The following is a 26,352-nucleotide window of genomic DNA, read 5'->3' on the forward strand; positions in this document are numbered from 1 at the left end:
GACATGACCGTCCGTGGCCGAGCAGCAGGTCCGGTCGATGAGAAACCCGAGTGAAAGGGGTCCGAGTGTCCCGCCGCAGAATCGGCTTCTGGTACCGCCTGGCGGCGGTCATCGCCAAGCCGCCACTGGTGGTTCTCTTCAAGCGTGACTGGCGGGGAATGGAGCACATTCCGGCCGACGGCGGATTCATCACGGCCGTCAACCACAACTCCTACGTGGACCCGCTCTCGTACGGGCACTTCCAGTACAACACCGGCCGGGTGCCGAGGTTCCTGGCGAAGGCCGCCCTCTTCCGCGCCCCGTTCGTCGGCATGATGCTGCGCGGCACCGGCCAGATCCCCGTCTACCGCGAGACCACCGACGCGCTGAACGCCTTCCGCGCCGCCGTGGCCGCGATCGAGGACGGCGAGTGCGTCGCCTTCTACCCCGAGGGCACCCTCACCCGCGACCCCGACATGTGGCCGATGAACGGCAAGACCGGCGCCGCCCGCGTCGCGCTGATGACCCGCGCGCCCGTCATCCCGGTCGCCCAGTGGGGCGCGAACCTCGCGATGCCGCCGTACGCCAAGGAGAACAAGTACCGGTTCTTCCCCCGGAAGACCCTCCGGGTGCAGGCCGGACCGCCCGTCGACCTCAGCCGCTTCTACGGCTCGGATCCGACGCCCGACGTGCTGCGCGAGGTCACCGAGGTCATCATGGCCGCGATCACCGAGCAACTGGAGACCGTGCGCGGCGAGAAGGCTCCCGCCGAGCCGTACGACCACCGCAAGGCCCGCGCGAACCAGCGGCGCAAGGCCGAAGAGAAGGGCTCCCAGTGACCGACCCGCGCAAAGTGGCCGTCTTCGGGGCGGGCTCCTGGGGCACCGCCTTCGCCGTGATCCTGGGCGACGCAGGCTGCGACGTCACCGTCTGGGCCCGCCGCGCCGAGGTCGCCGACGACATCAACACCACCCGGACCAACTCCCGCTACCTCCCCGGCGCCGAACTGCCCACGTCCGTGCGCGCCACCACCGACCCCGCCGAGGCGCTGCGCGGCGCCGAGTTCGCGGTGCTGGTGGTGCCCTCCCAAACGCTGCGCGCCAACCTCGCCCAGTGGGCCCCGCACCTGGAACCGGACACCGTCCTCGTCTCCCTGATGAAGGGCGTCGAGCTCGGTACCGCCAAGCTGATGAGCGAGGTGATCGCGGACGTGACGAAGGTCTCCGCCGACCGCATCGCCGTCGTCACCGGCCCCAACCTCGCCGGCGAGATCGCCGAACGGCGCCCCGCGGCGGCCGTCGTGGCCTGTAGGGACGAATCGGTGGCCCAGCGGCTCCAGGCCGCCTGCCACACCCCGTACTTCCGCCCGTACACCAACACCGACGTCGTCGGCTGCGAACTCGGCGGAGCGGTCAAGAACGTCATCAGCCTGGCGGTCGGCATCGCCGACGGCATGGGACTCGGCGACAACGCCAAGGGCTCGCTCATCACCCGCGGACTCGCCGAGACCACCCGGCTGGGCCTCGCCATGGGCGCGGACCCGCTGACGTTCTCCGGACTCGCGGGCCTCGGCGACCTGGTGGCGACCTGCTCCTCGCCGCTCTCGCGCAACCACACCTTCGGCACCAACCTCGGCCGGGGCATGACGCTCCAGGAGGCGGTCGCCGCCACCAGCCAGACCGCGGAGGGTGTCAAGTCCTGCGAGTCGGTGCTCGATCTGGCCCGCCGGCACGGGGTCGACATGCCGATCACGGAGACCGTCGTCGGGATCGTCCACGAGGGCAAGCCGCCCGCCGTCGCGGTCAAGGAGCTGATGTCGCGGAGCGCCAAGCCCGAGCGGCGCTGACTCCTCCGGTACCAGCAGGTACGCTCATCGCGATATGAGCAGCGAGAACCTCCCCCAGAGCCCTGAGCGTCCGAAGAGCCCTGAGCAGCAGCGCCGCAAGCCGCGCGTGGCTGTCGTGTTCGGCGGACGCAGCTCCGAACACGGCATCTCGGTCGTCACGGCCGGCGCCGTCCTGAACGCCATCGACCGGACCGTCTACGACGTCCTGCCGATCGGCATCACCAAGGACGGCCGCTGGGCCCTCACCGGCGACGACCCGGCCCGCATGGCCATCACCGACCGGCAGGTGCCCGACGTGGACGCGCTCGCCGAGTCGGAGAAGGGCGGCGTGGTTCTCTCCGTGGACCCGGGCAGCCGCGAAGTCGTCCTCAGCGAGCCCGGATCGGTGCCCCGGGCCCTGGGCGAGGTCGACGTCGTCTTCCCCGTGCTGCACGGCCCGTACGGCGAGGACGGCACCCTCCAGGGCCTCCTGGAACTCTCCGGCGTCCCCTACGTCGGCGCGGGCGTCCTCGCCTCCGCCGTCGGCCAGGACAAGGAGTACATGAAGCGGGTCTTCACCTCCTTCGGGCTCCCCGTCGGCCCCTACCTGGTCGTCCGCCCCCGTGAGTGGGAGAACGACCCCTCCGCCGCCCGCAAGCGGATCGTCGACTTCGCCGGCGAGCACGGCTGGCCGCTCTTCGTGAAGCCCGCCCGCGGCGGCTCGTCCATGGGCATCACCAAGGTCGACGAGCTCGGCGGCCTGGACGCGGCGATCGAGGAGGCCCGCAGCCACGACCCGAAGTTCCTCGTCGAGTCGCTGCTGAGCGGGCGCGAGATCGAGTGCGGGGTGCTGGAGTTCGAGGACGGACCGCGCGCCAGCGTGCCGGCCGAGATCCCGCCGGTCACCGCGCACGACTTCTACGACTTCGAGGCCAAGTACATCGACGCGGCCGCCGGACTCGTGCCCGCCCCGCTCACCCCGGAGCAGACCGCCGAGGTCCAGCGCCTCGCCGTCGCCGCCTTCGAGTCCGTCTCCTGCGAGGGCCTGGTGCGCGCCGACTTCTTCCTCACGGACGAGGGCGAGTTCGTCATCAACGAGATCAACACCCTGCCCGGGTTCACGCCCATCTCGATGTTCCCGAGGATGTGGCAGGAGAGCGGCGTCGACTACCCGGAGCTGGTCGACCGGCTCCTCCAGGCGGCCCTGACCCGGTCCACCGGCCTGCGCTGACCGCGTACGTCCCGCCGGCCGGCGACGACCGGCCGGCGGGACGGCAGCGGCAGTGGTTCAGAGACTGTCGGGGACCGTCTCGCGCACCGGCTTCGCGAACTCGGCGAGCGGGCTGGCGTCGTGGGCGAACCGCGTCCCCATGGAGACCTCGACGTACGCCTTGCGGTACGTCGTCGTGAACCGGGGCCCCTCGTCCGGGCGTTGCTCCAGCAGCCAGTTGACGCCGTCCGCGTCGATCCCCTTGGAAGCCGCGTCCGCCATGGCGGCGGGCCGGGGAACACCGCAGCGAAGTACGATCGCCCCGTCCCCCCAGCCGGCGGTCAGCTCCGACTCCGGTGCGGGATCACTGCGTTCCAGCCCGGCCACGGTCTTCGGCAGCGCCTTGTGCAGCGCCGAACAGTACGCGGCCGCGTCCTTGGACGGAGTGGGTACCGCGACCGACGGCTGCGAGCCGCCGGAGCAGCCCGCCGCCACCAGGAGCGCGGCGGCGGACGGCACGAGGAACGACGGGCTGAGCGACCGGCGGCGGGAAGACGTCACCGGACCAGCGTAGACGGGGGTCAGAGGTGGACTACGGGGCAGGTCAGGGTTCGCGTGATGCCTTCCACCTGCTGGACCCGGGCGACCACCATGCGGCCGAGCTCGTCCACCGTGTCGGACTGGGCGCGCACGATCACGTCGTAGGGTCCGGTGACGTCCTCTGCCTGGATCACTCCCGGGAGTTTCGCGATGGTCTCGGCGACGATCGACGCCTTGCCCACCTCGGTCTGAATAAGGATGTACGCCTGTACCACGGAACCTCCAGGGCGGCCACGAGGATCATGTGGGGGAGAGGAACGCCACGTTATCGCGTCACCGGCGGGAGCGGGGAGACCCGGGGACCGGGAGAGGTCCGTAGCGTGGCGTACGGGCGACACGGAACGACGTGTCTCCCGACACTACAGACAGCGGTGACCGCCCGCTACCGCGGACCGGCCCGGCCCGGGGGAGGGCCGCGTCCGGTGCGCGGACACGTCGGAGCAGCCCGCACCGGACGTCCGGTGCGACGAACGAGAGGTGACACCCGGTGAAGGGAACCGTGGGTGAGTTGGGGGAGTTCGGGCTCATCAGAGAGCTCACCGCCCGCCTCACCACCACTCCGGCGGTACGGCTGGGGCCCGGCGACGACGCCGCCGTCGTGGCCGCTCCGGACCGCAGGGTCGTGGCCAGTACCGACGTACTGATCGAAGGACGCCACTTCCGCCGCGACTGGTCGACGGCGTACGACGTCGGGCGCAAGGCGGCGGCGCAGAACCTCGCCGACATCGCGGCGATGGGCGCCGTGCCCACCGCGCTCCTCCTCGGCCTCGTCGTCCCGGCGAGCCTCCCGGTGACCTGGGCGACCGAACTCATGGACGGGCTCCGCGACGAGTGCCAGGTCGCCGGGGCGGCCGTGGTCGGCGGCGACGTGGTCGGCGGCGACACCATCACCGTCGCGATCACCGCGCTCGGCGACCTCCGCAACCACGAACCGGTCACCCGGGGCGGCGCCCGGCCCGGGGACGTCGTCGCCGTCACCGGCTGGCTCGGCTGGTCCGCCGCCGGATTCGCCGTACTCTCCCGGGGATTCCGCTCGCCGCGCGCCTTCGTCGAAGCCCACCGGCGCCCCGAACCGCCGTACCACGCGGGCCCCGCGGCGGCCGGACTCGGCGCCACCGCGATGACCGACGTCAGCGACGGCCTCGTCGCCGACCTCGGACACATCGCCGAGGCCAGCAAGGTCCGCATCGACCTGCGTTCCGGACTCATCGACATCCCGTCCCAGATGTCGGACATCGGACAGGCGGTCGGTGTCGACCCGCTCCAGTGGGTGCTCACCGGGGGCGAGGACCACGCGATCGTGGCGACCTTCCCGCCCGACGTGAAACTCCCCGCCCGCTGGAAGGTGATCGGCGAGGTCCTCAACCCGTCCGCCCTGCCCCAGGTCACCGTCGACGGCGCGCCCTGGACCAGCAGGGGAGGCTGGGACCACTTCGGCGACGTCGAGGACGCCCCGTAGGCAGGTGTCCAGCGGGCCGCCCGCCCGCTCGTCGGACCGGCCGCGCTCGTCGGACCGTCCGTCCGCCGGACTGTCCGTCCGCCCGTCGGACCGCTCGCACGGGTGTCCGCCGCCCGAAGTAGATTGCGGCCCATGCCCACAACTGCCGCCGTACCGCCCCGTGTCCTCACCGTCGCCGGATCGGATTCCGGCGGCGGTGCCGGCATTCAGGCCGACCTCAAGACGATGCTGGCCCTCGGCGTGCACGGGATGAGCGTGCTCACCGCCGTGACCGCCCAGAACTCCCTGGGCGTGCAGGGCGCCTGGGAGTTGCCGCCCGAGGCGGTACGTGCCCAGTACCGCAGTGTCGTCGACGACATCGGCGTCCAGGCGGTGAAGACCGGCATGCTCGCGTCCGCCGCCCTGGTCGAGACCGTCGCCGGACTCCTCGCGGAGACCGCCGCCCCGGTCGTCGTCGACCCGGTGGGGATCTCCAAGCACGGGGACGCGCTGCTCGCCGCCGAGGCCCTGGAATCCGTACGCGCGAAGCTGCTGCCGCTGGCCACCGTCGCCACCCCGAACCTCGACGAAGTGGCACAGCTCACGGGCGTGGAGGTGGCCGAGGAGCACGACATGCGGCGGGCCGCCGCCGCCGTGCTCGCCTTCGGCCCGCGCTGGGTGGTGATCAAGGGCGGCCATCTGCCCGGCGAGGCCGTCGATCTGCTCACCGACGGCGACCAGGAGCACTGGCTGCGTGCACCCCGCCACGACAACCGGCACACCCACGGCACGGGCTGCACCCTCGCCTCGGCCATCGCCTGCGGCCTGGCCCGGGGCCAGAACGTGCCCACGGCGGTACGGAACGCGAAGACCTACGTCACCGGGGCGATCGAGGGCGGATTCCCGCTCGGTGCAGGGATCGGACCGGTCGACCACGGCTGGCGGAGCCGGCGGGCATGAGACCGCCGTCCCCGGAGCCGGAGGCCGTTCCCGGCCCTCCGGCCCGGGGCGACCCCCGTCCGGGCACAGCAAAAAGCCGGTCCACCGAGGTGGACCGGCTTTTTGGGCAACCGGAAGGCTGCGCTACGACGGGAACGTCAGCGCGCGACCTTGCCGGCCTTGATGCACGAGGTGCAGACGTTGAGCCGCTTCGGCGTCCGACCGACCACGGCACGCACGCGCTGGATGTTGGGATTCCAGCGACGAGACGTACGGCGGTGCGAGTGCGAAATGTTGTTGCCGAAGCCCGGCCCCTTGCCGCAGACGTCGCAGTTGGCAGCCACGGGTCACTCCAAAGACTTCAGGTGCACTTACAGTGAATTCCGGCGCGCCGGAATCAGCGAACTGAAGTGGCGGCACCGGAGGAATGGCCCGACTTTCATCGGGCAACCGAAACACCATACAACGGCTGCCTCGGTACAACGAAACTACCACGGTTCCGCAGGCCGCCCTCCCGCCCCCCTGTCCCGGTCCACTCACCGGCGGCCCGGGGTTAACCTGCGGTGCAGCCCGCCGTACACGGCCGCTTCAAGGAGGACCCAGGTGCCGCAACTCCCCGACGATTTCGACGCCGTCGCGGTACGCACCTGGTGCTCCCTGGCCCTCGAAGCCCTGGGCCGGGAGCGTGCCGCGATCGACGCGATCAACGTCTACCCGGTCCCCGACGGGGACACCGGCACCAACCTCTTCCTCACCGTGGAATCGGCGCGGGCCGCCGTCGAGGCCGTCTTCGCGGCCCACGGCGCGGGCCCCTCGGCGCCGTTCCCCACCGGGCCCGCCTCCGCCGGACCGGCCTGCGCCGAGGCCGTACGCGCCATGGCGCACGGGGCGCTCATCGGGGCGCGGGGCAACTCCGGCACCATCCTCGCCCAACTGCTGCGCGGGATGGCCGCCGTGCTCGCGGACGGCGGGGACGCGGACCACCTGGCCCGGGCGCTGGCGCAGGCCGCCGCCGCCGCCCGCCGGGCCGTCGCCCACCCCGTGGAGGGCACCATCCTCACCGTCGCCGCCGCGGCCGCGCGGGCCGCCGGGGCGGTCGCCGCCGGGAGCGGTCTGGCGGCCGTCGCCCAGGCGGCGCACGCGGGCGCCGCCGAGGCGCTGGAGGAGACCCCCGGGCGGCTGCCGGTGCTCGGCCGCGCCGGAGTCGTGGACGCCGGCGGCCAGGGCCTGGTGACCGTCCTGGGGGCGCTGCTGGAGACGGTGACCGGGCGGGCCCCCGTACACGTACCCCGCCAGGCGCCCGGACCGCTCCCCGTAGCGGCCGAGGGCGCCGCCGCCCCCGTCGGGGAGTGCGCCGGAGCGTGCGCCGACCCCGCGAACCCCGCGGACGGGGCGGTGCCCGGCGACGGGCCCGCCTTCGAGGTCATCTACCTGCTGGAGGCCGAGGACGGGGCGGTGGAGCGGCTCCGCGACCGGCTCGACACCCTCGGCGACTCCCTCGTCGTGGTCGGCGGCGACGGCCTGTGGAACGTCCATGTGCACGTCGACGACGCCGGAGCCGCCGTGGAAGCGGGCGTGGAGGCGGGCCGCCCGCACCGCATCCGGATCACCCACTTCGGCGCCGCGCGCGTCCACCCGCACACCGAACCCGCCCCGCGCTCCGTGGTCGTGGTCGTCCCCGGCGAGGAACTCCGCGGTCTCTGCGAGGAGGCCGACGCCGTCACCGTGCTCGTGCGCCCCGGGAAGCCGCCCGCCAGCGGTGAACTCGTCGAGGCCATCCGCCGCGCCCACGCCCGCGAGGTCGTGCTGCTCCCCAACGACGCGAACCTGCGCCACGTCGCGGCCGTCGCCGCCGAGCAGGTCAGGGCCGACGGAATCCGGGTCGCCGTCATCCCGACCCGCGCCGTCGTCCAGGGCATCGCCGCCCTCGCGGTCCACGAGCCCGGCCGCAGCTTCGACGAGGACGTCGTCGCCATGACCGCCGCCGCCGGAGCCACCCGCCACGCCGAACTCGCCGTCGCCGAACGGCAGTCGTGGACCACCGCCGGCATCTGCCAGGCCGGCGACATCCTCGGCCTGATCGACGGGGACGTGGCCGTCATCGGCGCGGACCTCCCCGGCACCGCGCGCACCGTCCTCGACCGGATGCTCGCCGCCGGCGGCGAGCTGGTCACCCTCGTGCTCGGCGAACACGTACCGGACACCCTCGGCGACGCGCTGGAGGCGTACGTACGCGAAGGGCACCTGGCCGTCGACACCACGGTCTACCGGGGCGGGCACCCGGGGACCCCGCTGCTGATCGGCGTCGAGTAGCGCTCGGCCCCGCCCGGGCGGCCCGCCGCCGGACACGCCCCGAGGCCCACGCCGCCCCGCCGCCGGACACGCCCCGGGCACTCCGGCCGGACGACTGTCGGTGGTGTGGTGTGCAATGGAACCCGTGTCCGCGCTCGATGAACCCCTCAAGAAGCTGCTCGGCGGAGCCACCGCGAAGGTGATGGCCGAACACCTCGGCCTGCACACCGTCGGCGACCTCCTGCACCACTACCCGCGACGGTACGAGGAGCGGGGCCGGCTCACCCCGCTCTCCGACCTCCCGTTGGACGAACACGTCACCGTGGTCGCCCAGGTCGCCGACGCCCGGGTGCTGGGCTTCAACAACGGGCGCGGCAAACGCCTGGAGGTCACCCTCACCGACGGCAGCGGCCGGCTCCAGCTCGTCTTCTTCGGCCACGGGGTGCACAAGCCGCACCAGGAACTCCTCCCCGGCCGCCGGGCGATGTTCGCGGGCAAGGTCGGCGTCTTCAACCGCAAGACACAGCTCGCCCACCCCACGTACCAGCTGCTCGACGCCGAGGCGCCCGAGGGCGAGGCCGGCGTGCGCGAGGCCGTGGACGCCTTCGCGGGCCGCCTGCTGCCCCTCTACCCCGCCTGCAAGCAGCTTGACTCCTGGCGCATCGCCAAGGCCGTGGACACCGTGCTGCCCAGTGCCCAGGAGGCCGTCGACCCGCTGCCCGCCGCGCTGCGGGACGGACGCGGCTTCGTCTCCCTCCCCGAGGCCCTGGTCAAGGTGCACCGGCCGCAGACCAAGGCGGACATCGAGGACGCCAGGGAGCGGCTGAAGTGGGACGAGGCCTTCGTCCTCCAGACCGCGCTGGCCCGCCGCCGGTACGCCGACACCCAGCTCCCCGCCGTCGCCCGCCGCCCGGCCCCCGGAGGGCTCCTCGACGCCTTCGACGCCCGGCTGCCGTTCACCCTCACCGAGGGCCAGCAGAAGGTGTCCGGCGAGATCTTCGGCGACCTCGCCACCGAACACCCCATGCACCGGCTGCTCCAGGGCGAGGTCGGCTCCGGCAAGACCATGGTCGCCCTGCGCGCGATGCTCGCCGTCGTGGACGGCGGCGGGCAGGCCGCGATGCTCGCCCCCACCGAGGTGCTCGCCCAGCAGCACCACCGCTCCATCACCGAGATGATGGGCGACCTCGCCGAGGGCGGGATGCTCGGCGGCTCCGCGCTCGGCACGAAGGTGGTCCTGCTGACCGGCTCCATGGGCACGGCGGCCCGCCGCCGGGCGCTGCTGGACCTGACCACCGGCGAGGCCGGACTCGTCATCGGCACCCACGCGCTGATCGAGGACAAGGTGTCCTTCCACGACCTCGGTCTCGTCGTCGTCGACGAGCAGCACCGCTTCGGTGTGGAACAGCGCGACGCCCTGCGCTCCAAGGGCAGGCAGCCGCCGCACCTGCTGGTGATGACCGCCACACCCATCCCGCGCACGGTCGCGATGACGGTCTTCGGCGACCTGGAGACGTCCGTCCTCGACCAGCTCCCCGCCGGGCGCTCGCCGATCGCCACCCACGTCGTGCCCGCCGCCGACAAACCGCACTTCCTCGCCCGCGCCTGGGAACGCGTCCGCGAGGAGGTGGAGGGCGGCCACCAGGCGTACGTGGTCTGCCCCCGCATCGGTGACGACCCCGAGGAGCCGGCGTCCGGAGCCGAGGGCGGCGCGAAGGCCGGTACGAAGGCCGGTACGAAGACGGGCGCGAAGGCCACCGCGCGGGCCGCCGGGAAGGAATCCGGCGAACCGGACGCCCAGGGCGCTCCGAGCGGCTCCGACGGCGACAAGCGGCCGCCGCTCGCCGTGCTCGACGTGGCGGCCCGGCTGTCCGCCGGACCGCTCGCCGGGCTCCGGATCGAGGTGCTGCACGGGCGGATGAACCCGGACGACAAGGACGACGTGATGCGCCGGTTCGCCGCCGGCCAGGTCGACGTGCTGGTGGCCACCACCGTGATCGAGGTCGGCGTGAACGTCCCCAACGCCACCGCGATGGTGATCATGGACGCGGACCGGTTCGGCGTCTCCCAGCTCCACCAGCTGCGCGGCCGGGTAGGACGGGGCTCCGCCGCAGGGCTCTGCCTGCTGGTCAGCGAGGCCCACGAGGCGAGCCCGGCCCGCGCCCGGCTCGGCGCGGTCGCCGCCACCCTGGACGGCTTCGAGCTCTCCCGGATCGACCTCGAACAGCGCCGTGAGGGCGATGTGCTCGGCCAGGCCCAGTCCGGCGTCCGCTCCTCGCTGCGGATGCTCACCGTCATCGACGACGAGGAGATCATCACCGCCGCGCGCGCCGAGGCCACCCGGATCGTCGCCGCCGACCCGGAGCTGACCGGTCTCCCGGAGCTGCGGACCGCCCTGGACGCCCTGCTGGACAAGGATCGTGAGGAGTTCCTCGACAAGGGATGACCCGACGGCCGGGGAGGTGCCCGGGTCCGCGCCGCCCGCACGCCATATCGTGGGACCAGGGTCCTTCGTCCGGACCGTGCCGGCCCGCGAGCCCGGCCCGGTGCGAACGAGAGGCCCCAGCGGCACGCGACCCCCGCGTACCGTCCCGCGACCCGAGGACCGACTCCCATGACCCGCGTGATCGCCGGCTCGGCCGGCGGACGCCGCCTGGCCGTACCGCCCGGCAACGGCACCCGCCCCACCTCCGACCGTGCGCGCGAGGGCCTCTTCTCGACCTGGGAGGCGCTGCTCGGCACGCTCGACGGCGTCCGGATCGCCGACCTGTACGCGGGCTCCGGCGCGGTCGGTCTCGAAGCGCTCTCCCGGGGCGCGGTCCACGCGCTGCTCGTGGAGGCCGACCCGAAGGCCGTCCGTACCGTCCGCGAGAACGTCCGCGCCGTCGGCCTGCCCGGCGCCGAGGTCCGTACCGGCAAGGCCGAACAGACGGTCGCCGGACCGGCGCCCGCCGACCCGTACGACGTGGTCTTCCTGGACCCGCCCTACGTCGTCACCGACGACGATCTTCGGGAGATCCTCCTCACACTCGGCTCGCGGGGCTGGCTTGCCGAGGGCGCACTCGTCACCGTGGAACGAGCCACCAGAGGCGGGGAATTCGGCTGGCCGGAGGGTTTCGAGCCGTTGAGGTCCCGCCGTTACGGCGAAGCGACCCTTTGGTACGGTCGCGCCGCCTCCATGTGCGAAGACGCACGATGACCGGACCCGGGAGCGAGGGAATCACGTTGCGCCGCGCCGTCTGTCCGGGGTCGTTCGACCCCATCACCAACGGACATCTCGACATCATTGGCCGAGCCTCGAAGCTGTACGACGTCGTGCACGTCGCGGTGATGATCAACCAGTCCAAGAAAGGGCTGTTCACCGTCGACGAGCGGATCGAGCTGATCCGCGAGGTCACCTCCGGCTTCGGCAACGTCGAGGTCGAGTCCTTCCACGGCCTGCTGGTCGACTTCTGCAGGCAGCGGGAGATCCCCGCCATCGTGAAGGGGCTCCGGGCGGTCAGCGACTTCGACTACGAACTGCAGATGGCCCAGATGAACAACGGCCTCTCCGGTGTCGAGACGCTCTTCGTCCCCACCAACCCCACCTACAGCTTCCTGTCGTCCTCACTGGTCAAGGAGGTCGCGACCTGGGGCGGAGACGTCTCCCACCTGCTGCCCGAGACCGTCCACGCGGCGCTCCAGGAGCGGCTGGAGCGGAAGTGACCGCCTGAGGGACCGTCACCCGGTGTCGGACGGGAGCCGACTGGCCTTACAGTCGTCCCGTCCGTCTCCAACAGCGGCAGAGAGTGGCGAGCACACGGTGGACGTGCAGAAGAAGCTCGACGAGATCGTCGAGGCGGTCGGGAACGCCCGGTCCATGCCCATGTCGGCCTCGTGCGTGATCAACCGCGCCGATCTGCTCGGGATGCTCGAAGAGCTCCGCGAAGCGCTGCCCGGCTCACTGGCCCACGCCGAGGAGGTCATCGGCGGCAGCGAGCAGCTCGTCGACCGGGCGCGCCAGGAAGCGGAGCGGATCATCGAGTCCGCCCACGCCGAGCGCGGTTCGCTGATCTCCGGCACCGAGGTCGTCGTACGGTCCCAGGACGAGGCCGACCGCATCCTGACCGAGGCCCGCCGCGAGGCCGCCGAGGTCAAGGCGGAGGCCGACGAGTACGTCGACAGCAAGCTCGCCAACTTCGAGGTCGTCCTCACCAAGACCATCGGCTCGGTGGACCGCGGCCGCGAGAAGCTGCTCGGCCGGAGCGAGGGCGTCGACGAGCAGGGCTACGAGGACCCCGACTACGCCGAGGCCCCCGAGCGCAGCGCCGACCCGGAGACGCTCCGGCGCCGCGCCGACGAGTACGTCGACACCAAGCTCGGCGCCTTCGAGGCCGTCCTCGGCAAAACCCTGGAAGCGGTCGGCCGCGGCCGGCAGAAGCTGCACGGCCGGGTCGCCACCGACGACCTCGGCGCGCACATGGCCGCCCAGGACGCCGCGGGCGCCCAGGGCCACACCAGCGACGCCGACTACCTGGCCGGCCTCGCCGAGCTGGCCGACCCCGAGCCGCCGCAGGCCTCCCCGAACTACCCGGCGCGCCCCCAGTACGCCCAGGCCGCCGCCCAGGGCTACGACTACCCGCAGCCGGGCCGGCAGGACTCGTACGGCTACGAGCAGCCGCAGCAGGACGGTTACGAGCAGCAGCCACAGCAGGACGGCTACCAGCAGCCTCAGCAGGACGTGTACGCCTACCAGCAGCAGGCGTACGACCCGAACGCCTACCAGCCGCAGCAGGGCCAGATCGCGCAGGACGGCCAGACCGGCCGGCCCGAGTACGGCTGGGCCGACCAGCAGCCCCAGGCCCAGCTGCCCCAGCAGTCGCAGCCGGCGCTCGACGAGACCAGCTTCTTCGACACCAGCATGATCGACTTGGAGCAGCTGCGCCGGTACGAGCAGGGCCACTGACCGGCCCCCGACCCGGTCACTGACCGGCCGCCGACCCCGGCGCCGCACGGCTTCCGCCTGCCCGACCGGTCCGGATTGGGTGCTGAGCGGTACGTCAAGTATCCTGGCTCCTCGGTCGCGCGTATCTCCGCGATCCCGGCTGCCCGTTTCGACTCCGGAACGGCCGGCCCCTCCCGACGCAGTGCGATGCACACGAATCTCGAAAGCAGGAGAAGCCCTGAACGGCCACCTCGACCACCGCAATCCTCTCGTGTTCGATACGCACGAGCTGGGTCGGCGTCCCGGTGCCCTGAAGCGGCTGACCCGCTCGGTGGAGGCACCGAGGGATCTGGGTATCGACGGGGTCATCGGAGTGCCGGAAGGCGCGCCGCTGGCGCTGGACCTCCGCCTCGAATCGGTCATGGAAGGGGTGCTCGTCACAGGCACCGCCCGTGCGACCGCCGAGGGGGAGTGCGTAAGGTGTCTGGAGCCGCTGACCTTCGAGGTCGAAGCGGACTTCCAGGAACTGTTCTCGTACCCTGACGCCGACGACCGGGGCCGCAGCAAGGCGGCGGACCCGGCCGACGACGCCGAGGACGACGAGGACGAGTTTTTCCTTGAGGACGGCTTGTTCGACCTCGAATCAGTGCTGCGTGACGCGGTAGTGCTCGCACTGCCGATGCAGCCGGTGTGCACGGAGACCTGTGCCGGCCTGTGTTCCGAATGCGGAATCAGGCTGGACGAGAATCCTGGCCACCACCACGATGCCGCCGACCCCCGGTGGGCGGCACTGCAAGGACTCGCCGAGACCGTTCAGGACGGCGAGAAGGACAACATGGGCGGCGCCGAACCTGGCGTCGACGAGAAGCAGGAGAAGTAGCCGTGGCTGTTCCGAAGCGGAAGATGTCGCGCAGCAACACGCGCCACCGCCGGTCGCAGTGGAAGGCTGCGGTCCCCACCCTGGTTTCGTGCGAGCGTTGCCAGGAGCCGAAGCTCCAGCACATTGCGTGCCCGAGCTGCGGCACGTACAACAAGCGCCAGGTCCTCGAAGTCTGAGTGGCTGGTGAGAGGCCCGATGTCTGAGTTGTCCCACGCCAAGAAGCAGGCAGACAACGTCAACACAGCCTCGTCCCACACGCTTCTGGAAGGGCGGCTCGGGTATCACCTTGAGTCCGCCCTTCTGGTGCGTGCGCTGACCCACCGCTCGTACGCGTACGAGAACGGCGGTCTGCCCACCAACGAGCGGCTCGAATTCCTCGGGGATTCGGTGCTCGGCCTGGTGGTCACGGACACGCTGTACCGCACCCACCCCGACCTGCCCGAAGGCCAGCTGGCCAAGTTGCGGGCCGCGGTGGTCAACTCTCGTGCACTGGCGGAAGTGGGCCGCGGCCTCGAACTCGGTTCCTTCATCCGGCTCGGCCGCGGTGAAGAGGGCACGGGTGGCCGGGACAAGGCTTCCATCCTCGCCGACACCCTTGAAGCGGTGATCGGCGCGGTCTATCTCGATCAGGGCCTCGACGCGGCCTCGGAGCTGGTTCACCGGCTCTTCGACCCGCTCATCGACAGGTCCTCGAACCTCGGCGCCGGCCTGGACTGGAAGACCAGCCTCCAGGAGCTCACCGCGAGCGAGGGTCTCGGAGTCCCCGAGTACCTCGTCACGGAGACCGGCCCGGACCACGAGAAGATCTTTACTGCTGCAGCTCGCGTCGGTGGTGTCTCGTACGGCACCGGCACCGGTCGTAGCAAGAAGGAAGCGGAGCAGCAGGCGGCCGAGTCCGCCTGGCGCGAGATCAGCGCCGCCGCCGAAGCGAGGGCGACCGCGGAGAAGTCCGCGGCCGACGCAGGGGCCGCCGACACCCCTGCCGAACCCCCGCAGAACACGGACGTCGCTCCGGCCTGACCCCGTTCGCGACCCCCCGGTGCCTCGTGCGCCGGGGGGTCGCGGCATTTCCCGCCCGGTTCGGTGCGTTTCCCTACGTGCGTTTCCGTGCGTGTGTTCCGTGCGTTTCCGTGTTTCTGGTCCCCTGGTCCCCTGGTGTCCCTGGAGGAGCGTCACCGTGCCCGAGCTGCCCGAGGTCGAAGTCGTACGCCGGGGTCTGGAGCGCTGGGTCGCCGGCCGGACCGTCTCCGAGGTGGAGGTCCTCCACCCGCGCGCGGTGCGCCGGCACCTCGCGGGCGGGGTGGACTTCGCGGCCCGGCTGCGCGGCACGCGCTTCGGTGCGGCGATGCGGCGCGGCAAGTACCTGTGGATCCCGCTGGAGGACGCGCCCGTCTCCCTCCTCGGCCACCTCGGCATGAGCGGTCAGCTGCTGGTGCGGCCCGACGACGCCCCGACCGAGAAGCATCTGCGGATCAGGATGCGCTTCGCCGACACCCTCGGCACCGATCTGCGCTTCGTCGACCAGCGCACCTTCGGCGGGCTCTCGCTCCACCCCACCACCCCGGACGGGCTCCCCGACGTCATCGCGCACATCGCCCGCGACCCCCTCGACCCCGCCTTCGACGACGCGGCCTTCCACACGGCGCTGCGCCTGCGCCGTACGACGGTCAAGCGCGCGCTGCTCGACCAGTCGCTGATCAGCGGTGTCGGCAACATTTACGCGGACGAGGCGCTCTGGCGCGCGAAGCTCCACTACGACCGCCCCACCGCGACCCTCACCCGCACGAAGTCCGCCGAGCTGCTCGGCCACGTCCGGGACGTGATGAACGCGGCGCTCGCCCAGGGCGGCACCAGCTTCGACAGCCTGTACGTCAACGTGAACGGCGAATCCGGCTACTTCGACCGCTCCCTCGACGCCTACGGCCGCGAGGGCGAACCCTGCCACCGCTGCGGCACCCCGATGCGCCGCCGCCCCTGGATGAACCGCTCCAGCTACTTCTGCCCGAACTGCCAGCGGGTGCCGCGGGAGCGGTGAGCCGGGATCCGCACGGTGCCGCGCGAACCGCGCGTCCGCCCCGACGACGGCCGCCCGGGACCGATGGGGTCCCGGGCGGCCGTCTGCCGTGGTCGGCGGGGTTCAGCAGGGGAAGGTGCCGCTGTAGAGGGCGTGGCCGTAGGAGGAGCTGCCCGAGCCGAAGCCGTAGACACCGTCGTCGCTCCAGACCGCCTCGCGCACGCCGCTGACGCACGTCGAGGCAGGCGCGATGGCGAAGCCCTCCAGATTGTCGGTCGGCATGACGGCCGGGTTCGTGTAGGTCACGTCCGGCACGATCGAGCCGGAGGCGTTGACCTTCATGAAGGTGTGCGTCTCACCGCAGGTGTTGTCGCAGGTCGCGACGAGGCGCTGGGTGCCGGCGTCGAAGGTCACGTCCATCACGGAGGCCTTGCCGGTCGTGATCGTCGCGAAGGTGGTGAAGGTTCCGTCGGAGTTCAGACCGTAGACGTGCAGCGAACCGTCGTACTCCAGTCCGGCGAAGAACAGGCCCGACCCGTGCAGCGGGTAGTCCGCCGGGTCATAGGCGGCGCCGGTGAGCGGGTCGACCCAGCCGTTCGCGGTCAGCCAGGTGTCCGGCACGTATCCGACGCCCTCGAAGCCCAGGTTGGCGTCGTCCTTGTCGCCGGTGTCCAGCTGAGGGAACTGCTTGGTCATGTCCCACTGGTGGACCGGCGTCAGGGTCGAGCCGGACGCCGTCGGGTCGAACTCCAGGATCGTGTCCTTGGGCGCCGTGTTCTTGGTGTTGTCGCGCTCGGAGGTCACGTAGACGTGGCCGTTGCCGCCGACCGCCAGGCCCTCGGCGTCGGGCTCGCCGGAGCCGCCCGCGAAGCGGATCTGCTTGCCCGTCGAGCTCCAGGTCGTGTCCGGTATCCACTTGCCGTTGCTCTTGACCAGCTTGTACAGCCAGTTCTTGTTCTTGGCCGCCCACAGCACCGAGGGGTTCGCCGGGTCGAACGCCAGGCCGCTCACGTCCCGGCCCTCCGGGCCGGTGGACGTGGTGAACGCGCAGACGTTGTCGGCGATCGTGACGTTCGCGCCGCCCGGCCACGCCAGGGTGCCCGACGGCTTGGAACCTGTGCCGGACGCCGCTTCGGGGGTGCAGCCGCTGGTGAGCGAACCGCCGCCGCCCAGCAGTTCGCCGGCCGGGGTGCCACCGCCGGTGCCGCCGCCACCGGTACCACCGCCGGTGTCGCCGCCACCGGTGGTGCCCGAGCAGGAGTTCGCGGTGCCGGGCGTCGCGGTCGTGGCGGTCCGGAACCAGCCGCTGCCGTTGGCGCAGCGCTCGGCCGACGGCTTGGCGCCGTCGGTCGCCCAGGTCACCGAGTCGATGGTGTTGCCGCTGCCGTCGAGGAGGAGGACGGAGTCGTTGTCGCCCAGTCCGGTGGAGGAGCCGAACGTGAGGTAGCCGCCCGCGGGGATGCTGCTCGCGCTCGGCGAGGAGGACGAGACCGACACCGGGGAGTGGGAGGTGTCGTTGTCGGAGTACTTCCACGACCCGACGCTGACCGCGCTCGTTCCGCCGTTGAACAGCTCCACGGTGTCGGAGCCGTTCGAGGTGACCTCGTTGATCCGCACCCGGCTCGCCGCCGGGATCGACGCGGGGCAGCCGGAGGCGTTGGAGGCGCCGAACGTGGACGACGAGACCGCGGTCACCCAGGCGCCGGTGCCGTCACCGCCGCAACGCGCCATGGCCGGCTTCGCCTTGTCGGTCGCCCATTCGACGCGGTCGACCACCGTGCCGCCGGCCGTGTAGATCACCAGCTTGTCGGAGTCGCCGAGTCCCTTCGGTGAGTCGAAGGTGACGAAGCCGCCGGCGGGGATCGTGGAGGAGGAGGGGCTGAACGACTGCGGCGAGAAGCTGTCGTCGGACATCTTCCAGCCGCTGATGCTCACGGCGGCCGAGCCGCTGTTGTACAGCTCCACGGTGTCGTCGTTCGACGAGGTGACTTCGTTGATCCGGACGTTCGGGTAGCCGGTCGGATCCGCAGCGGCTGCGGGCTGGGCGGCCAGCACTCCCGTGATGAGGAGTCCGGAGAGCGTCAGAGCCGCGGCGCGTGCAGTGGCGACGCGGGTACGCGTGGGTGAGGTAGGCACGAGGCCGCATTCTCGCGACCCGTTCTTGAATCGGCGTGGACTCCGGCTGAACTCCACACGCTTGTCGTCGGAACGTCGGAACGCGCCCCTGTCGTCGCCCCGGACCGCGCCGCACCCCCGGCAGCGGCGGACCGTCGGGGGTGCGGGGGGGGGCCTCTATGTCGTTCGTCAAGGCATCCCTGTCGGGTTTGGGGTGGTTCGGGGTGGCGGGGTTATGCGGCGAGTTCGATGTCCTTCGGTGTCCGGGATTCGTAGAAGGTGCCGTCTCGGAGCATGGCGAACAGGACGCTGATGCGCTGGCGGGCGAGGCGGAGGAGGGCTTGGGTGTGGGTTTTTCCGCGGGCTCGCTGTTTGTCGTAGTAGGTCCGGGAGGCCGGGTCGGCGTTCATGCAGGCGAAGGCGGAGAGGAACATCGCGCGTTTGAGCTGCCGGTTGCCGCCTCGGGGCGCGTGTTCACCGTGGATCGAGGTTCCGGACTGTCGGGTGGTCGGGGCGAGGCCGGCGTAGGAGGCGAGGTGGGCGGCGGTGGGGAAGTTGGTGCCGTCGCCGACGGTGGTCAGCAGGACTGCGGCAGTCCTGACACCGACGCCGGGCATCGAGGTCAGGACCTGGGAAAGAGGGTGGGCCTCCAGCAGGGTGTTGATCTGGGCTTCCAGGGCCCGGCGCTGTTCGTGGACGGCGGCGAGCGAGCGGGCCAGGGACGGGACCACGATGTCGAGGGTGCCGGTGCCGGGAACGATCACGGTCTGTTCGTCCAGGGCGTCGAAGACGTCGTCGATCAGCCGTGTGGCCATGCGGGGGGCCTTGGGCCGGATCAGCTCGATGAGGCGGCGTCGGCCGGCTTTGCGCAGGGCGGCCGGGGAGCCGTAGCGCTCCAGGAGCCAGGTGACGGCCCGGTGGTCCAGGCGGGGACCGAGGACGCGTTCGAGCGACGGGTGGAACTGGGTGAGCAGGCCGCGTATCCGGTTGCTGGTGCGGGTGGCCTCGGCGGCGAGGTCCTGGTCGAAGCCGGTCAGCACGGTCAGTTCGGCGGTGATCTCGTCGGTCAGTTCGAGCGAGCGCAGGGTGTGCGGCATGGTTCGCGCGGCGTCGGCGATGACGGCGGCGTCCTTGGCGTCGGTCTTGGCCTCGCCGGGGTAGAGGTCGGCGATCCGTCGCATCGCCAGGCCGGGCAGGTAGGCGACGCGGCAGCCGGCGTCGCGGGCGACGGCCAGGGGCAGGGCGCCGATGGAGGCGGGCTGGTCCACGATCACCAGGACGGTGCCGAACTTCGCGGACAGTTTGTCGAACACGGCCCGCAGCTTCGGCTCGCTGTTGGGCAGCGGCTTGTCGAAGATCTTCTTCCCGGCCAGGGTGAGCCCGTGCCCGTGGTGGGCGGACTTGCCGACGTCCAGGCCGAGGAACACGCCCACGTCTCGAATCTCGAACATCGCGCCCTTCCGGGGGTGTTGACGGTGCCGGCCTCGGCTCGGGTGTCGTGCTCGCGCATCCACGTTATGCAGACCTGCCGTCCGCGAACTGTCCGGCATTGCGCCGGACCGGACGGTGGCCGGACCTCTGATCAGCGTCTCCGACGAACACCCCCGGACCCGGTGACACCACCCCCCAGGTCATGTCTTCGACAGGGGGACACAGTCATGCCGGGCCCGGAGGCCAGCGGCCCCGTTGCAGGACCGCGAAAAACATAACGGGGGGGGCAGGACTCGCTGGGCCGGCCTCTCAGAAGCCGAAGTCCTGCGTCCACCACGGGCCGCCGTCGGCGATGTAGACGCCGAGGCCCATGGTCGTGTAATCGCAGTTGAGAATGTTTGCTCGGTGGCCTTCGCTGTTCATCCAGCTGTCCATCACGGCCTGCGCGTCCGCCTGGCCGCGGGCGATGTTCTCGCCGCCGAGGCCGGTGATCCCGGCCGTCGCCGCGCGGTCCCAGGGGGTGTCGCCGTCCGGGTCGGTGTGGTCGAAGAAGTCACGGGCCGCCATGTCCTGGCTGAAGCTCTGGGCCAGCGAGGTCAGTGAGGAGCTGAGGGTCAGCGGGCTGCAGCCGACCTTCGCGCGCTCCTGGTTGACCAGGGTCAGCACCTGCGTCTGGACGGAGGTGCCGGCGGCCGGCTTCGGGTCCTCGGTCGCGGGGGCCGCCGCGGTGGTGGGCGCCGGTGCCGCGGGGGCGGTGGACTTCGTCGGGGCCGGGGCGGCGGTCGTCCTCGTCACGGAGGGGGTGGGCGACGGCGTCGGGCTCGCGGTCTTCTCCGTGGGCGACGCGGAGGCGGAGGGCGTGGCCGACTTGGAAGGGGCCGCGGGGCGCTCGCTGCCCCGGCTCGCCGGGGTGGCGGTGGCGGTGGCGGTACGGCCCGCCGGGTCGGCGCTCGCGGTGCCCTGCGTGAGCAGGTCCGGGGCGCCGCCGGAGTCGGCGCGGTCGGCACGGTCGGCGTGCGAGCTGTCGCTCAGGCCGTACGTCGCCCCGCCCGGGAGCATGCCGGAGGCGGCCGCGACCGCGCCGACCGCCACCGCCGCGGAGATCCCGAGCAGCCCGGCGCGTACCGGCAGGGGCACCCGGCGCTTCGGCCGGCGGGTACGGCCGCCGTGCCGTCCTCCGGAGGGCACCGGGGTGGTTTCGTCAGCGGCGGGGCCTGCGGCGGATCGTCGGTGGCGTCCCATGCGCTGTGCCTTCCTCATGCCGTTCGGGCCACCCCCGAGGTCTCCGGGGGCGTAGCCGAGTCCGTGGTGCTCACCCGATGGGGTGAGGTCATTGCGACCGGACTGTACGCCATGACGGATCGGCCGCGAGAGGCTTCGGGCGGCCCGCTCCGGTTAGCGTTCCCGTATGAGCGAAGATGCACGACTCGTGGTGTGGGTACGCGGCCGAGTACAGCAAGTAGGGTTCCGCTGGTTCACCAGGGCAAACGCTTTGGAGATCGGAGGGCTGGTCGGCTTCGCCCTCAATCTGGACGATGGCCGGGTGCAGGTCGTCGCCGAGGGAGCACGTGAGAATTGCCACCGTCTGCTGGAGTGGCTGCGCTCCGACGACACGCCCGGACGCGTGGACGGAGCGACTGAGATCTGGGACACCCCGCGCGGCGGCTACGACGGGTTCGCCATCCGGTGACCGGCGCACGGGACATCCCGCTCCGGGTGCCCTCCGCGCGACGCTCGCGTCGCGCCGCCGTGGTGCGCGCCGGGGTGGTGGCACCCGGAGTGACCTGCGGCGGAGGCCGGGGACACCCCGTTGTTGCCAAAGGTCTCCGGGCATGCGAGGCTACCCGGTTGGCCAAGATCGCCGGGGTCCGGCGACCGGCGGGCGGCGATGGTCCGCGTGATCGCCGGGAGGGCCGTCCCGGGGATGGCGGCGCCCACGGGGTGTGATCGTGTTGACCGTCAAACTTTTTGGTGAGACTCTGAAATCCCCGCGCACCTCAGCTGTTCGACAGGGCTGTTTCCGCAGCAACCGCAGTGATGATCAAGAGCACTGCCGGGCACCGCGGGTGCGATTCCCTCACGACCCACACCGCTTCGGTCGGTCACTCAGTGTGGAGGACCATCCATCATGGCAAAGGCGCTTCTCGGTTACGTCGGCGGTTCCGACCCGCGACTCCTCGCCGAGATGCGACGGCTCCAGAAGCGCGTCCAAGACCTGGAATCCGAGCTCGTACGGATCCAGGACGAGAACGACGCGCTCAACGCCGCCGCCCAGCACCAGTCGCTGCTCGACGGCATCGACATCGATGTACCCCAGGCAGAGCCCGCTCTGACCTGACCGGTCGCCCGCAGGGGGCCGGCCGGGCCCGCACTCCTCATCAGCGGCCCGGGAGCATTTCTGGATCTCTTCACCGCGGATCGGCGGCACCGGACTTCGTGATCGCGTGCGATCACGGCTGTCCGGCCACTGGTCCGCCGTGCGGGACGATCCGTGGACCTGAACCACAGGACCGCGGCCCGGGCGCGGGTTCGGAAGAGCTCCACGCTTCACCAGGGACGCTTCGGCGTCCCTTCTTTTTTCCCGCGCTTTCCCCCTGGCACTTCCCCCTCGCGTCGACGTGCGTCAACGTGCGTCCACCCGTGCGCCGAATCCGCCCCCGTCACGTCCCCCGCCCCGCATCCCTTTTCCCGGGGCGACCAGTGGTGCGGTTAACGTCAGATGTGCCCTGCACCCTCAGCGGTGAAACCGTGTGCGAAAGGTAGAGTCCGGCGGCGTGCACCTCAAGGCCCTGACCCTGCGCGGTTTCAAGTCGTTCGCCTCCGCCACCACGCTGCGCTTCGAGCCGGGGATCACCTGCGTCGTCGGCCCCAACGGGTCGGGCAAGTCCAATGTGGTGGACGCGCTCTCCTGGGTCATGGGCGAACAGGGGGCCAAGTCGCTGCGCGGCGGCAAGATGGAGGACGTGATCTTCGCCGGGACGACCGGCCGCCCGCCGCTCGGCCGTGCCGAAGTCTCGCTGACCATCGACAACTCGGACGGTGCGCTGCCCATCGAGTACGCCGAGGTGACGATCACCCGGATCATGTTCCGCAACGGCGGCAGCGAGTACCAGATCAACGGCGACACCTGCCGGCTGCTCGACATCCAGGAGCTCCTCTCCGACTCCGGCATCGGCCGCGAGATGCATGTCATCGTCGGCCAGGGCCAGTTGGACTCCGTCCTGCACGCCGACCCGATGGGCCGCCGGGCGTTCATCGAGGAGGCTGCCGGGGTCCTCAAACACCGCAGGCGCAAGGAGAAGGCGCTGCGGAAACTCGACGCGATGGGCGCCAACCTCGCCCGCGTCCAGGACCTCACCGAGGAACTCCGCAGACAGCTCAAGCCACTCGGCCGGCAGGCCGCAGTCGCCCGGCGCGCCGCGGTCATCCAGGCCGACCTGCGGGACGCGCGGCTGCGGCTGCTCGCCGACGACCTGGTGACCCTGCGGAACGCGCTGAGCGAGGAGATCGCCGACGAGGCCGAGCTGAAACGCCGCAAGGAGTCCGCCGAGGCGCGCCTCAAGGAGGCCCTGGCCCGCGAGACCGAGCTGGAGGACGAGGTCCGCCGCCTCGCCCCGCGCCTGCAACGCGCTCAGCAGAGCTGGTACGAGCTGTCGCAGCTTGCCGAGCGGGTCAGGGGCACGGTCTCGCTCGCCGACGCCCGGGTGAAGAGCGCCGCCGCCGCGCCCGAGGAGGAGCGGCGCGGACGGGACCCCGAGGAGATGGAGCGGGAGGCCGCCCGGATCCGCGAGCAGGAAGCGGAGTTGACCGCCGCACTGGAGGCCGCGGAACACGCGCTGGAGGACACCGCCGCCCACCGGGCCGAGCTGGAACGCGAACTGGCGTCCGAGGAACGCCGGCTGAAGGACGCCGCGCGGGCCCTCGCGGACCGCAGGGAAGGCCTCGCCCGGCTCGGCGGCCAGGTCAACGCCGCCCGCAGCCGCGCCGCCGCCGCCCAGGCCGAGATCGACCGCCTGGCCGACTCCCGGGACGGGGCACGGGAACGGGCCGCGGCCGCCCAGGAGGAGTACGAGCAGCTCAAGGCCGAGGTCGACGGACTCGACGCGGACGACGCCCAGTTGGCCGAAGAGTACGCGAACGCGCGGCGGGACCTCGCGGCGGCGCAGAGCGCGCACGGCGCGGCGCGCGACGCCGCGAACGAGGCGGAGCGGGGCCGGGCCGCCACCGCGGCCCGCCACGACGCCCTCGCGCTCGGGCTGCGCCGCAAGGACGGCACCGGGGTGCTGCTCGGTGCCGGGGACCGGCTGGCCGGACTGCTCGGTCCGGCGTCCCGCCTCCTCGACGTCGAGCCCGGGTACGAGGTGGCGGTGGCCGCCGCACTCGGAGCGGCGGCCGACGCGGTCGCGGTGACCGGGACCGCGACGGCCGCCGAGGCGATCCGGCTGCTCCGCGCGCAGGACGCGGGCCGCGCCGCCCTGCTGCTCGGGGGCGCGGAGCCGCTCGCGGACCCCGAGCCGGGCGACGGCGTCGAGCTGCCCGGCGGCCCGGACGGAGAAGCCGGGCGGGTCCCGGCGCAGGGCGGCGACCACGCGCCGGGACGCCCGGCCGGGGTTCCCCCGCAGGCCGTCGCCGCCGAGTCGGCCACCCCGGTGCCCGTATCCCCCGGTGAGCCGGACGGTGCGGGTACGGGTGCGGCTACGGGGACGTACGGCACCGGCACGGGGGTCCGGACCGGCACCGCCCGGCCGGTCGCCGGGCTGGTGCGCGCGCCGGGCGGGCTCATGGAGGCCGTACGGACGCTGACCCGGGGCATGGTCGTGGTGGAGACGCTGGAGGACGCCGAACGGCTCGTCGCCGCCGAACCGGGACTCACCGCCGTCACCGGTGAGGGCGACGTGCTCTCCGCCCACTTCGCGCACGGCGGCTCCGCCGGGGCGCCCAGCCTGCTCGAGGTGCAGGCCTCCGTCGACGAGGCCGCCGCCGAGCTGGCCGCGCTCGTCGTGCGCTGCGAGGAACTCGCCGGGGCCCAGCGCCTGGCGGGCGAGCGGCGCGAGGAAGCCGCCGCCCGCGCCGAGGCGCTGGAGGAGCGCCGGCGGACGGCGGACCGGGAGAAGTCCCAGGTGGCCCAGCAACTCGGCCGGCTCGCCGGACAGGCCCGGGGCGCGGCGGGCGAGGCCGAACGGACCGCCTCCTCCGCGGCCCGCGCCCAGGAGGCGCTGGAACGCGCCACCGAGGAGGCCGAGGTACTGGCCGAACGGCTGCTGGTCGCCGAGGAGACACCCCTGGAGGAGGAGCCGGACACCGCGCGGCGCGACCGGCTCGCGGCGGACGGGGCCAACGCCCGCCAGACCGAGATGGAGGCCCGTCTCCAGGTCCGTACCCACGAGGAGCGGGTGAAGGGCCTCGCGGGCCGGGCCGACTCCCTCGACCGGGGAGCCCGCGCCGAACGCGAGGCCCGCGCCCGCGCCGAGCAGCGCCGCGCCCGGCTGCGCCACGAGGCGTCGGTGGCCGCGGCCGTGGCCTCGGGCGCCCGGCAGTTGCTCGCGCACGTCGAGGTGTCCGTCGTACGGGCGCAGCAGGAGCGGGCGGCGGCCGAGGCGGCCAAGGCCGAGGGGGAGAACGCGCTCTTCGCCGCCCGCGCCGCCGGCCGGGACCTCAAGGGGGAGCTGGACAAGCTCACCGACTCGGTCCACCGGGGCGAGGTGCTGGGCGCCGAGAAGCGGATGCGCATGGAGGCGCTGGAGACGAAGGCGCTGGAGGAGCTGGGGGTGGAACCGGCCGCGCTGGAGGCCGAGTACGGCCCCGGCCGGCCGGTGCCCCCGTCGCCCCCGGCCGACGGCGAGGAGCTGCCCGAGGACCCGGAGCACCCCCGCAACCAGCCCCGGCCCTTCGTCAGGGCCGAGCAGGAGAAGCGGCTGAAGTCGGCCGAACGGGCGTACCAGCAACTCGGAAAGGTGAATCCGCTCGCGCTGGAGGAGTTCTCCGCGCTGGAGGAGCGGCACCAGTTCCTCGCCGAGCAGCTCGACGACCTGCGGAAGACCAGGGCCGATCTCCTCCAGGTCGTCAAGGAGGTGGACGAGCGGGTCGAGCGGGTCTTCACCGAGGCGTACCGGGACACCGCCCGCGAGTTCGAGGGCGTCTTCTCCCGGCTCTTCCCGGGCGGTGACGGACGACTGATCCTCACCGATCCGGAGCACATGCTCACCACCGGCGTCGACGTGGAGGCGCGCCCGCCGGGCAAGAAGGTGAAGCGTCTCTCGCTGCTCTCCGGCGGTGAGCGGTCCCTGACGGCGGTGGCCCTGCTGGTCGCCATCTTCAAGGCGAGGCCGAGCCCGTTCTACGTGATGGACGAGGTGGAGGCCGCCCTCGACGACACCAATCTGCAGCGGCTCATCCGCATCATGGAGGAGCTCCAGGAAAGCTCCCAGCTGATCGTGATCACGCATCAGAAGCGGACGATGGAGGTCGCCGACGCCCTGTACGGCGTTTCCATGCAGGGTGACGGTGTATCGAAAGTCATCAGTCAGCGTCTTCGCTGAATCTTCACGTAATTCCCCGGGCTACTTCACGCGAATGGAGGACACCCGGGTAGGTGTCGACTTCCGTACGAGCCCGAATTCGACGAGTGAACGGATGATCTCCGGCGCATCCCCTGCGTATTCAAGTGGTGGCGAACTGTTTCGTATGCGCCACTTAAAGGGCTCA

Annotated in this window: 23 protein-coding genes; 17 read left to right on the forward strand and 6 right to left on the reverse strand. The window is 72.0% G+C overall.

What is annotated here, in order from left to right; all coding sequences use genetic code 11:
• Positions 1-65 precede the first annotated feature (65 nt).
• The 3 genes from OG599_RS24985 to OG599_RS24995 are packed head-to-tail and all read left to right on the forward strand — an operon-like array spanning position 66 to position 3,035.
• Positions 66-818, forward strand: a complete 753-nt coding sequence (locus OG599_RS24985; protein ID WP_327178203.1) for a lysophospholipid acyltransferase family protein — start codon at positions 66-68, stop codon at positions 816-818.
• Positions 815-1,825: an NAD(P)H-dependent glycerol-3-phosphate dehydrogenase gene (locus OG599_RS24990; protein WP_327178204.1), complete on the forward strand. Its 1,011-nt coding sequence runs from the start codon at positions 815-817 to the stop codon at positions 1,823-1,825. The genes OG599_RS24985 and OG599_RS24990 overlap by 4 nt, the downstream gene beginning before the upstream one ends.
• Before the next feature lie 34 nt (positions 1,826-1,859).
• Positions 1,860-3,035, forward strand: coding sequence for a D-alanine--D-alanine ligase family protein (locus OG599_RS24995; protein WP_327178205.1), 1,176 nt, complete (start codon positions 1,860-1,862; stop codon positions 3,033-3,035).
• 57 nt (positions 3,036-3,092) lie between these two features.
• Here the strand turns inward: OG599_RS24995 and OG599_RS25000 are convergent, their stop codons facing one another.
• Positions 3,093-3,575: a DUF3515 domain-containing protein gene (locus OG599_RS25000; protein ID WP_327178206.1), complete on the reverse strand. Its 483-nt coding sequence runs from the start codon at positions 3,573-3,575 to the stop codon at positions 3,093-3,095.
• 20 nt (positions 3,576-3,595) lie between these two features.
• Positions 3,596-3,829 (reverse strand): Lrp/AsnC ligand binding domain-containing protein, encoded by a 234-nt coding sequence (locus tag OG599_RS25005; protein WP_327178207.1) that lies wholly within the window; start codon positions 3,827-3,829, stop codon positions 3,596-3,598.
• Between the two features lie 272 nt (positions 3,830-4,101).
• Here OG599_RS25005 and OG599_RS25010 point away from each other — a divergent pair, with 272 nt between their 5' ends.
• Together OG599_RS25010 and thiD are read left to right on the forward strand one after the other, a co-directional pair.
• A complete protein-coding gene (locus tag OG599_RS25010; protein ID WP_327178208.1) occupies positions 4,102-5,073 on the forward strand; it encodes a thiamine-phosphate kinase in 972 nt (323 codons plus the stop codon).
• Positions 5,074-5,205: 132 nt separating this feature from the next.
• Complete coding sequence (gene thiD / locus OG599_RS25015) at positions 5,206-6,012, forward strand: bifunctional hydroxymethylpyrimidine kinase/phosphomethylpyrimidine kinase (RefSeq protein WP_327178209.1); 807 nt, start codon at positions 5,206-5,208, stop codon at positions 6,010-6,012.
• A gap of 137 nt (positions 6,013-6,149) precedes the next feature.
• Here thiD and rpmB read toward each other — a convergent pair whose 3' ends face one another.
• A complete protein-coding gene (gene rpmB / locus OG599_RS25020) occupies positions 6,150-6,335 on the reverse strand; it encodes a 50S ribosomal protein L28 (protein WP_030928661.1) in 186 nt (61 codons plus the stop codon).
• A 259-nt stretch (positions 6,336-6,594) separates the two neighbouring features.
• On the opposite strand from rpmB, the gene OG599_RS25025 reads away from it, so the two are divergent.
• From OG599_RS25025 to mutM, 9 genes are all read left to right on the forward strand, one after another.
• The gene (locus OG599_RS25025) at positions 6,595-8,304 is read left to right on the forward strand and encodes a DAK2 domain-containing protein (RefSeq protein WP_327178210.1); all 1,710 of its coding nucleotides are present in this window, start codon (positions 6,595-6,597) and stop codon (positions 8,302-8,304) included.
• Between the two features lie 115 nt (positions 8,305-8,419).
• Positions 8,420-10,729 carry an ATP-dependent DNA helicase RecG gene (gene recG / locus OG599_RS25030; protein WP_327178211.1) on the forward strand — a complete coding sequence of 770 codons (2,310 nt, stop codon included), beginning with the start codon at positions 8,420-8,422 and terminating at the stop codon, positions 10,727-10,729.
• 168 nt (positions 10,730-10,897) lie between these two features.
• Positions 10,898-11,482, forward strand: coding sequence for a 16S rRNA (guanine(966)-N(2))-methyltransferase RsmD (rsmD, locus tag OG599_RS25035; protein ID WP_327178212.1), 585 nt, complete (start codon positions 10,898-10,900; stop codon positions 11,480-11,482).
• 26 nt (positions 11,483-11,508) lie between these two features.
• Positions 11,509-11,988, forward strand: a complete 480-nt coding sequence (gene coaD / locus OG599_RS25040) for a pantetheine-phosphate adenylyltransferase (protein ID WP_327180177.1) — start codon at positions 11,509-11,511, stop codon at positions 11,986-11,988.
• Positions 11,989-12,085: 97 nt separating this feature from the next.
• Entirely contained in the window at positions 12,086-13,228 is a 1,143-nt protein-coding gene (locus OG599_RS25045) for a cell division initiation protein (protein ID WP_327178213.1), read from the forward strand.
• Positions 13,229-13,478: 250 nt separating this feature from the next.
• Complete coding sequence (locus OG599_RS25050; RefSeq protein ID WP_327178214.1) at positions 13,479-14,087, forward strand: YceD family protein; 609 nt, start codon at positions 13,479-13,481, stop codon at positions 14,085-14,087.
• A 2-nt stretch (positions 14,088-14,089) separates the two neighbouring features.
• Positions 14,090-14,263, forward strand: coding sequence for a 50S ribosomal protein L32 (rpmF, locus tag OG599_RS25055; RefSeq protein WP_003965982.1), 174 nt, complete (start codon positions 14,090-14,092; stop codon positions 14,261-14,263).
• A gap of 19 nt (positions 14,264-14,282) precedes the next feature.
• Positions 14,283-15,107 (forward strand): ribonuclease III, encoded by an 825-nt coding sequence (gene rnc / locus OG599_RS25060; RefSeq protein ID WP_327178215.1) that lies wholly within the window; start codon positions 14,283-14,285, stop codon positions 15,105-15,107.
• 157 nt (positions 15,108-15,264) lie between these two features.
• The gene (gene mutM, locus OG599_RS25065; protein WP_327178216.1) at positions 15,265-16,122 is read left to right on the forward strand and encodes a bifunctional DNA-formamidopyrimidine glycosylase/DNA-(apurinic or apyrimidinic site) lyase; all 858 of its coding nucleotides are present in this window, start codon (positions 15,265-15,267) and stop codon (positions 16,120-16,122) included.
• Positions 16,123-16,224: 102 nt separating this feature from the next.
• Here mutM and OG599_RS25070 read toward each other — a convergent pair whose 3' ends face one another.
• The 3 genes from OG599_RS25070 to OG599_RS25080 all read right to left on the reverse strand — a co-directional run bounded on the left by OG599_RS25070 (position 16,225) and on the right by OG599_RS25080 (position 20,889).
• On the reverse strand, positions 16,225-18,237 hold the full coding sequence (locus OG599_RS25070) for a lamin tail domain-containing protein (RefSeq protein WP_327178217.1): 2,013 nt from the start codon (positions 18,235-18,237) through the stop codon (positions 16,225-16,227).
• A gap of 212 nt (positions 18,238-18,449) precedes the next feature.
• Positions 18,450-19,667 (reverse strand): IS110 family transposase, encoded by a 1,218-nt coding sequence (locus tag OG599_RS25075; RefSeq protein WP_327178218.1) that lies wholly within the window; start codon positions 19,665-19,667, stop codon positions 18,450-18,452.
• Between the two features lie 289 nt (positions 19,668-19,956).
• Positions 19,957-20,889, reverse strand: a complete 933-nt coding sequence (locus OG599_RS25080; protein ID WP_327178219.1) for a CAP domain-containing protein — start codon at positions 20,887-20,889, stop codon at positions 19,957-19,959.
• A gap of 166 nt (positions 20,890-21,055) precedes the next feature.
• On the opposite strand from OG599_RS25080, the gene OG599_RS25085 reads away from it, so the two are divergent.
• The 3 genes from OG599_RS25085 to OG599_RS25095 all read left to right on the forward strand — a co-directional run bounded on the left by OG599_RS25085 (position 21,056) and on the right by OG599_RS25095 (position 26,186).
• Positions 21,056-21,337 carry an acylphosphatase gene (locus OG599_RS25085; RefSeq protein WP_327178220.1) on the forward strand — a complete coding sequence of 94 codons (282 nt, stop codon included), beginning with the start codon at positions 21,056-21,058 and terminating at the stop codon, positions 21,335-21,337.
• A gap of 438 nt (positions 21,338-21,775) precedes the next feature.
• Positions 21,776-21,985, forward strand: coding sequence for a hypothetical protein (locus OG599_RS25090; RefSeq protein WP_266709608.1), 210 nt, complete (start codon positions 21,776-21,778; stop codon positions 21,983-21,985).
• A gap of 436 nt (positions 21,986-22,421) precedes the next feature.
• On the forward strand, positions 22,422-26,186 hold the full coding sequence (locus tag OG599_RS25095; protein ID WP_327178221.1) for a chromosome segregation SMC family protein: 3,765 nt from the start codon (positions 22,422-22,424) through the stop codon (positions 26,184-26,186).
• Positions 26,187-26,352 lie beyond the last annotated feature (166 nt).

The sequence above is a fragment of the Streptomyces sp. NBC_01335 genome (genome assembly GCF_035953295.1).
GTDB lineage: Bacteria > Actinomycetota > Actinomycetes > Streptomycetales > Streptomycetaceae > Streptomyces.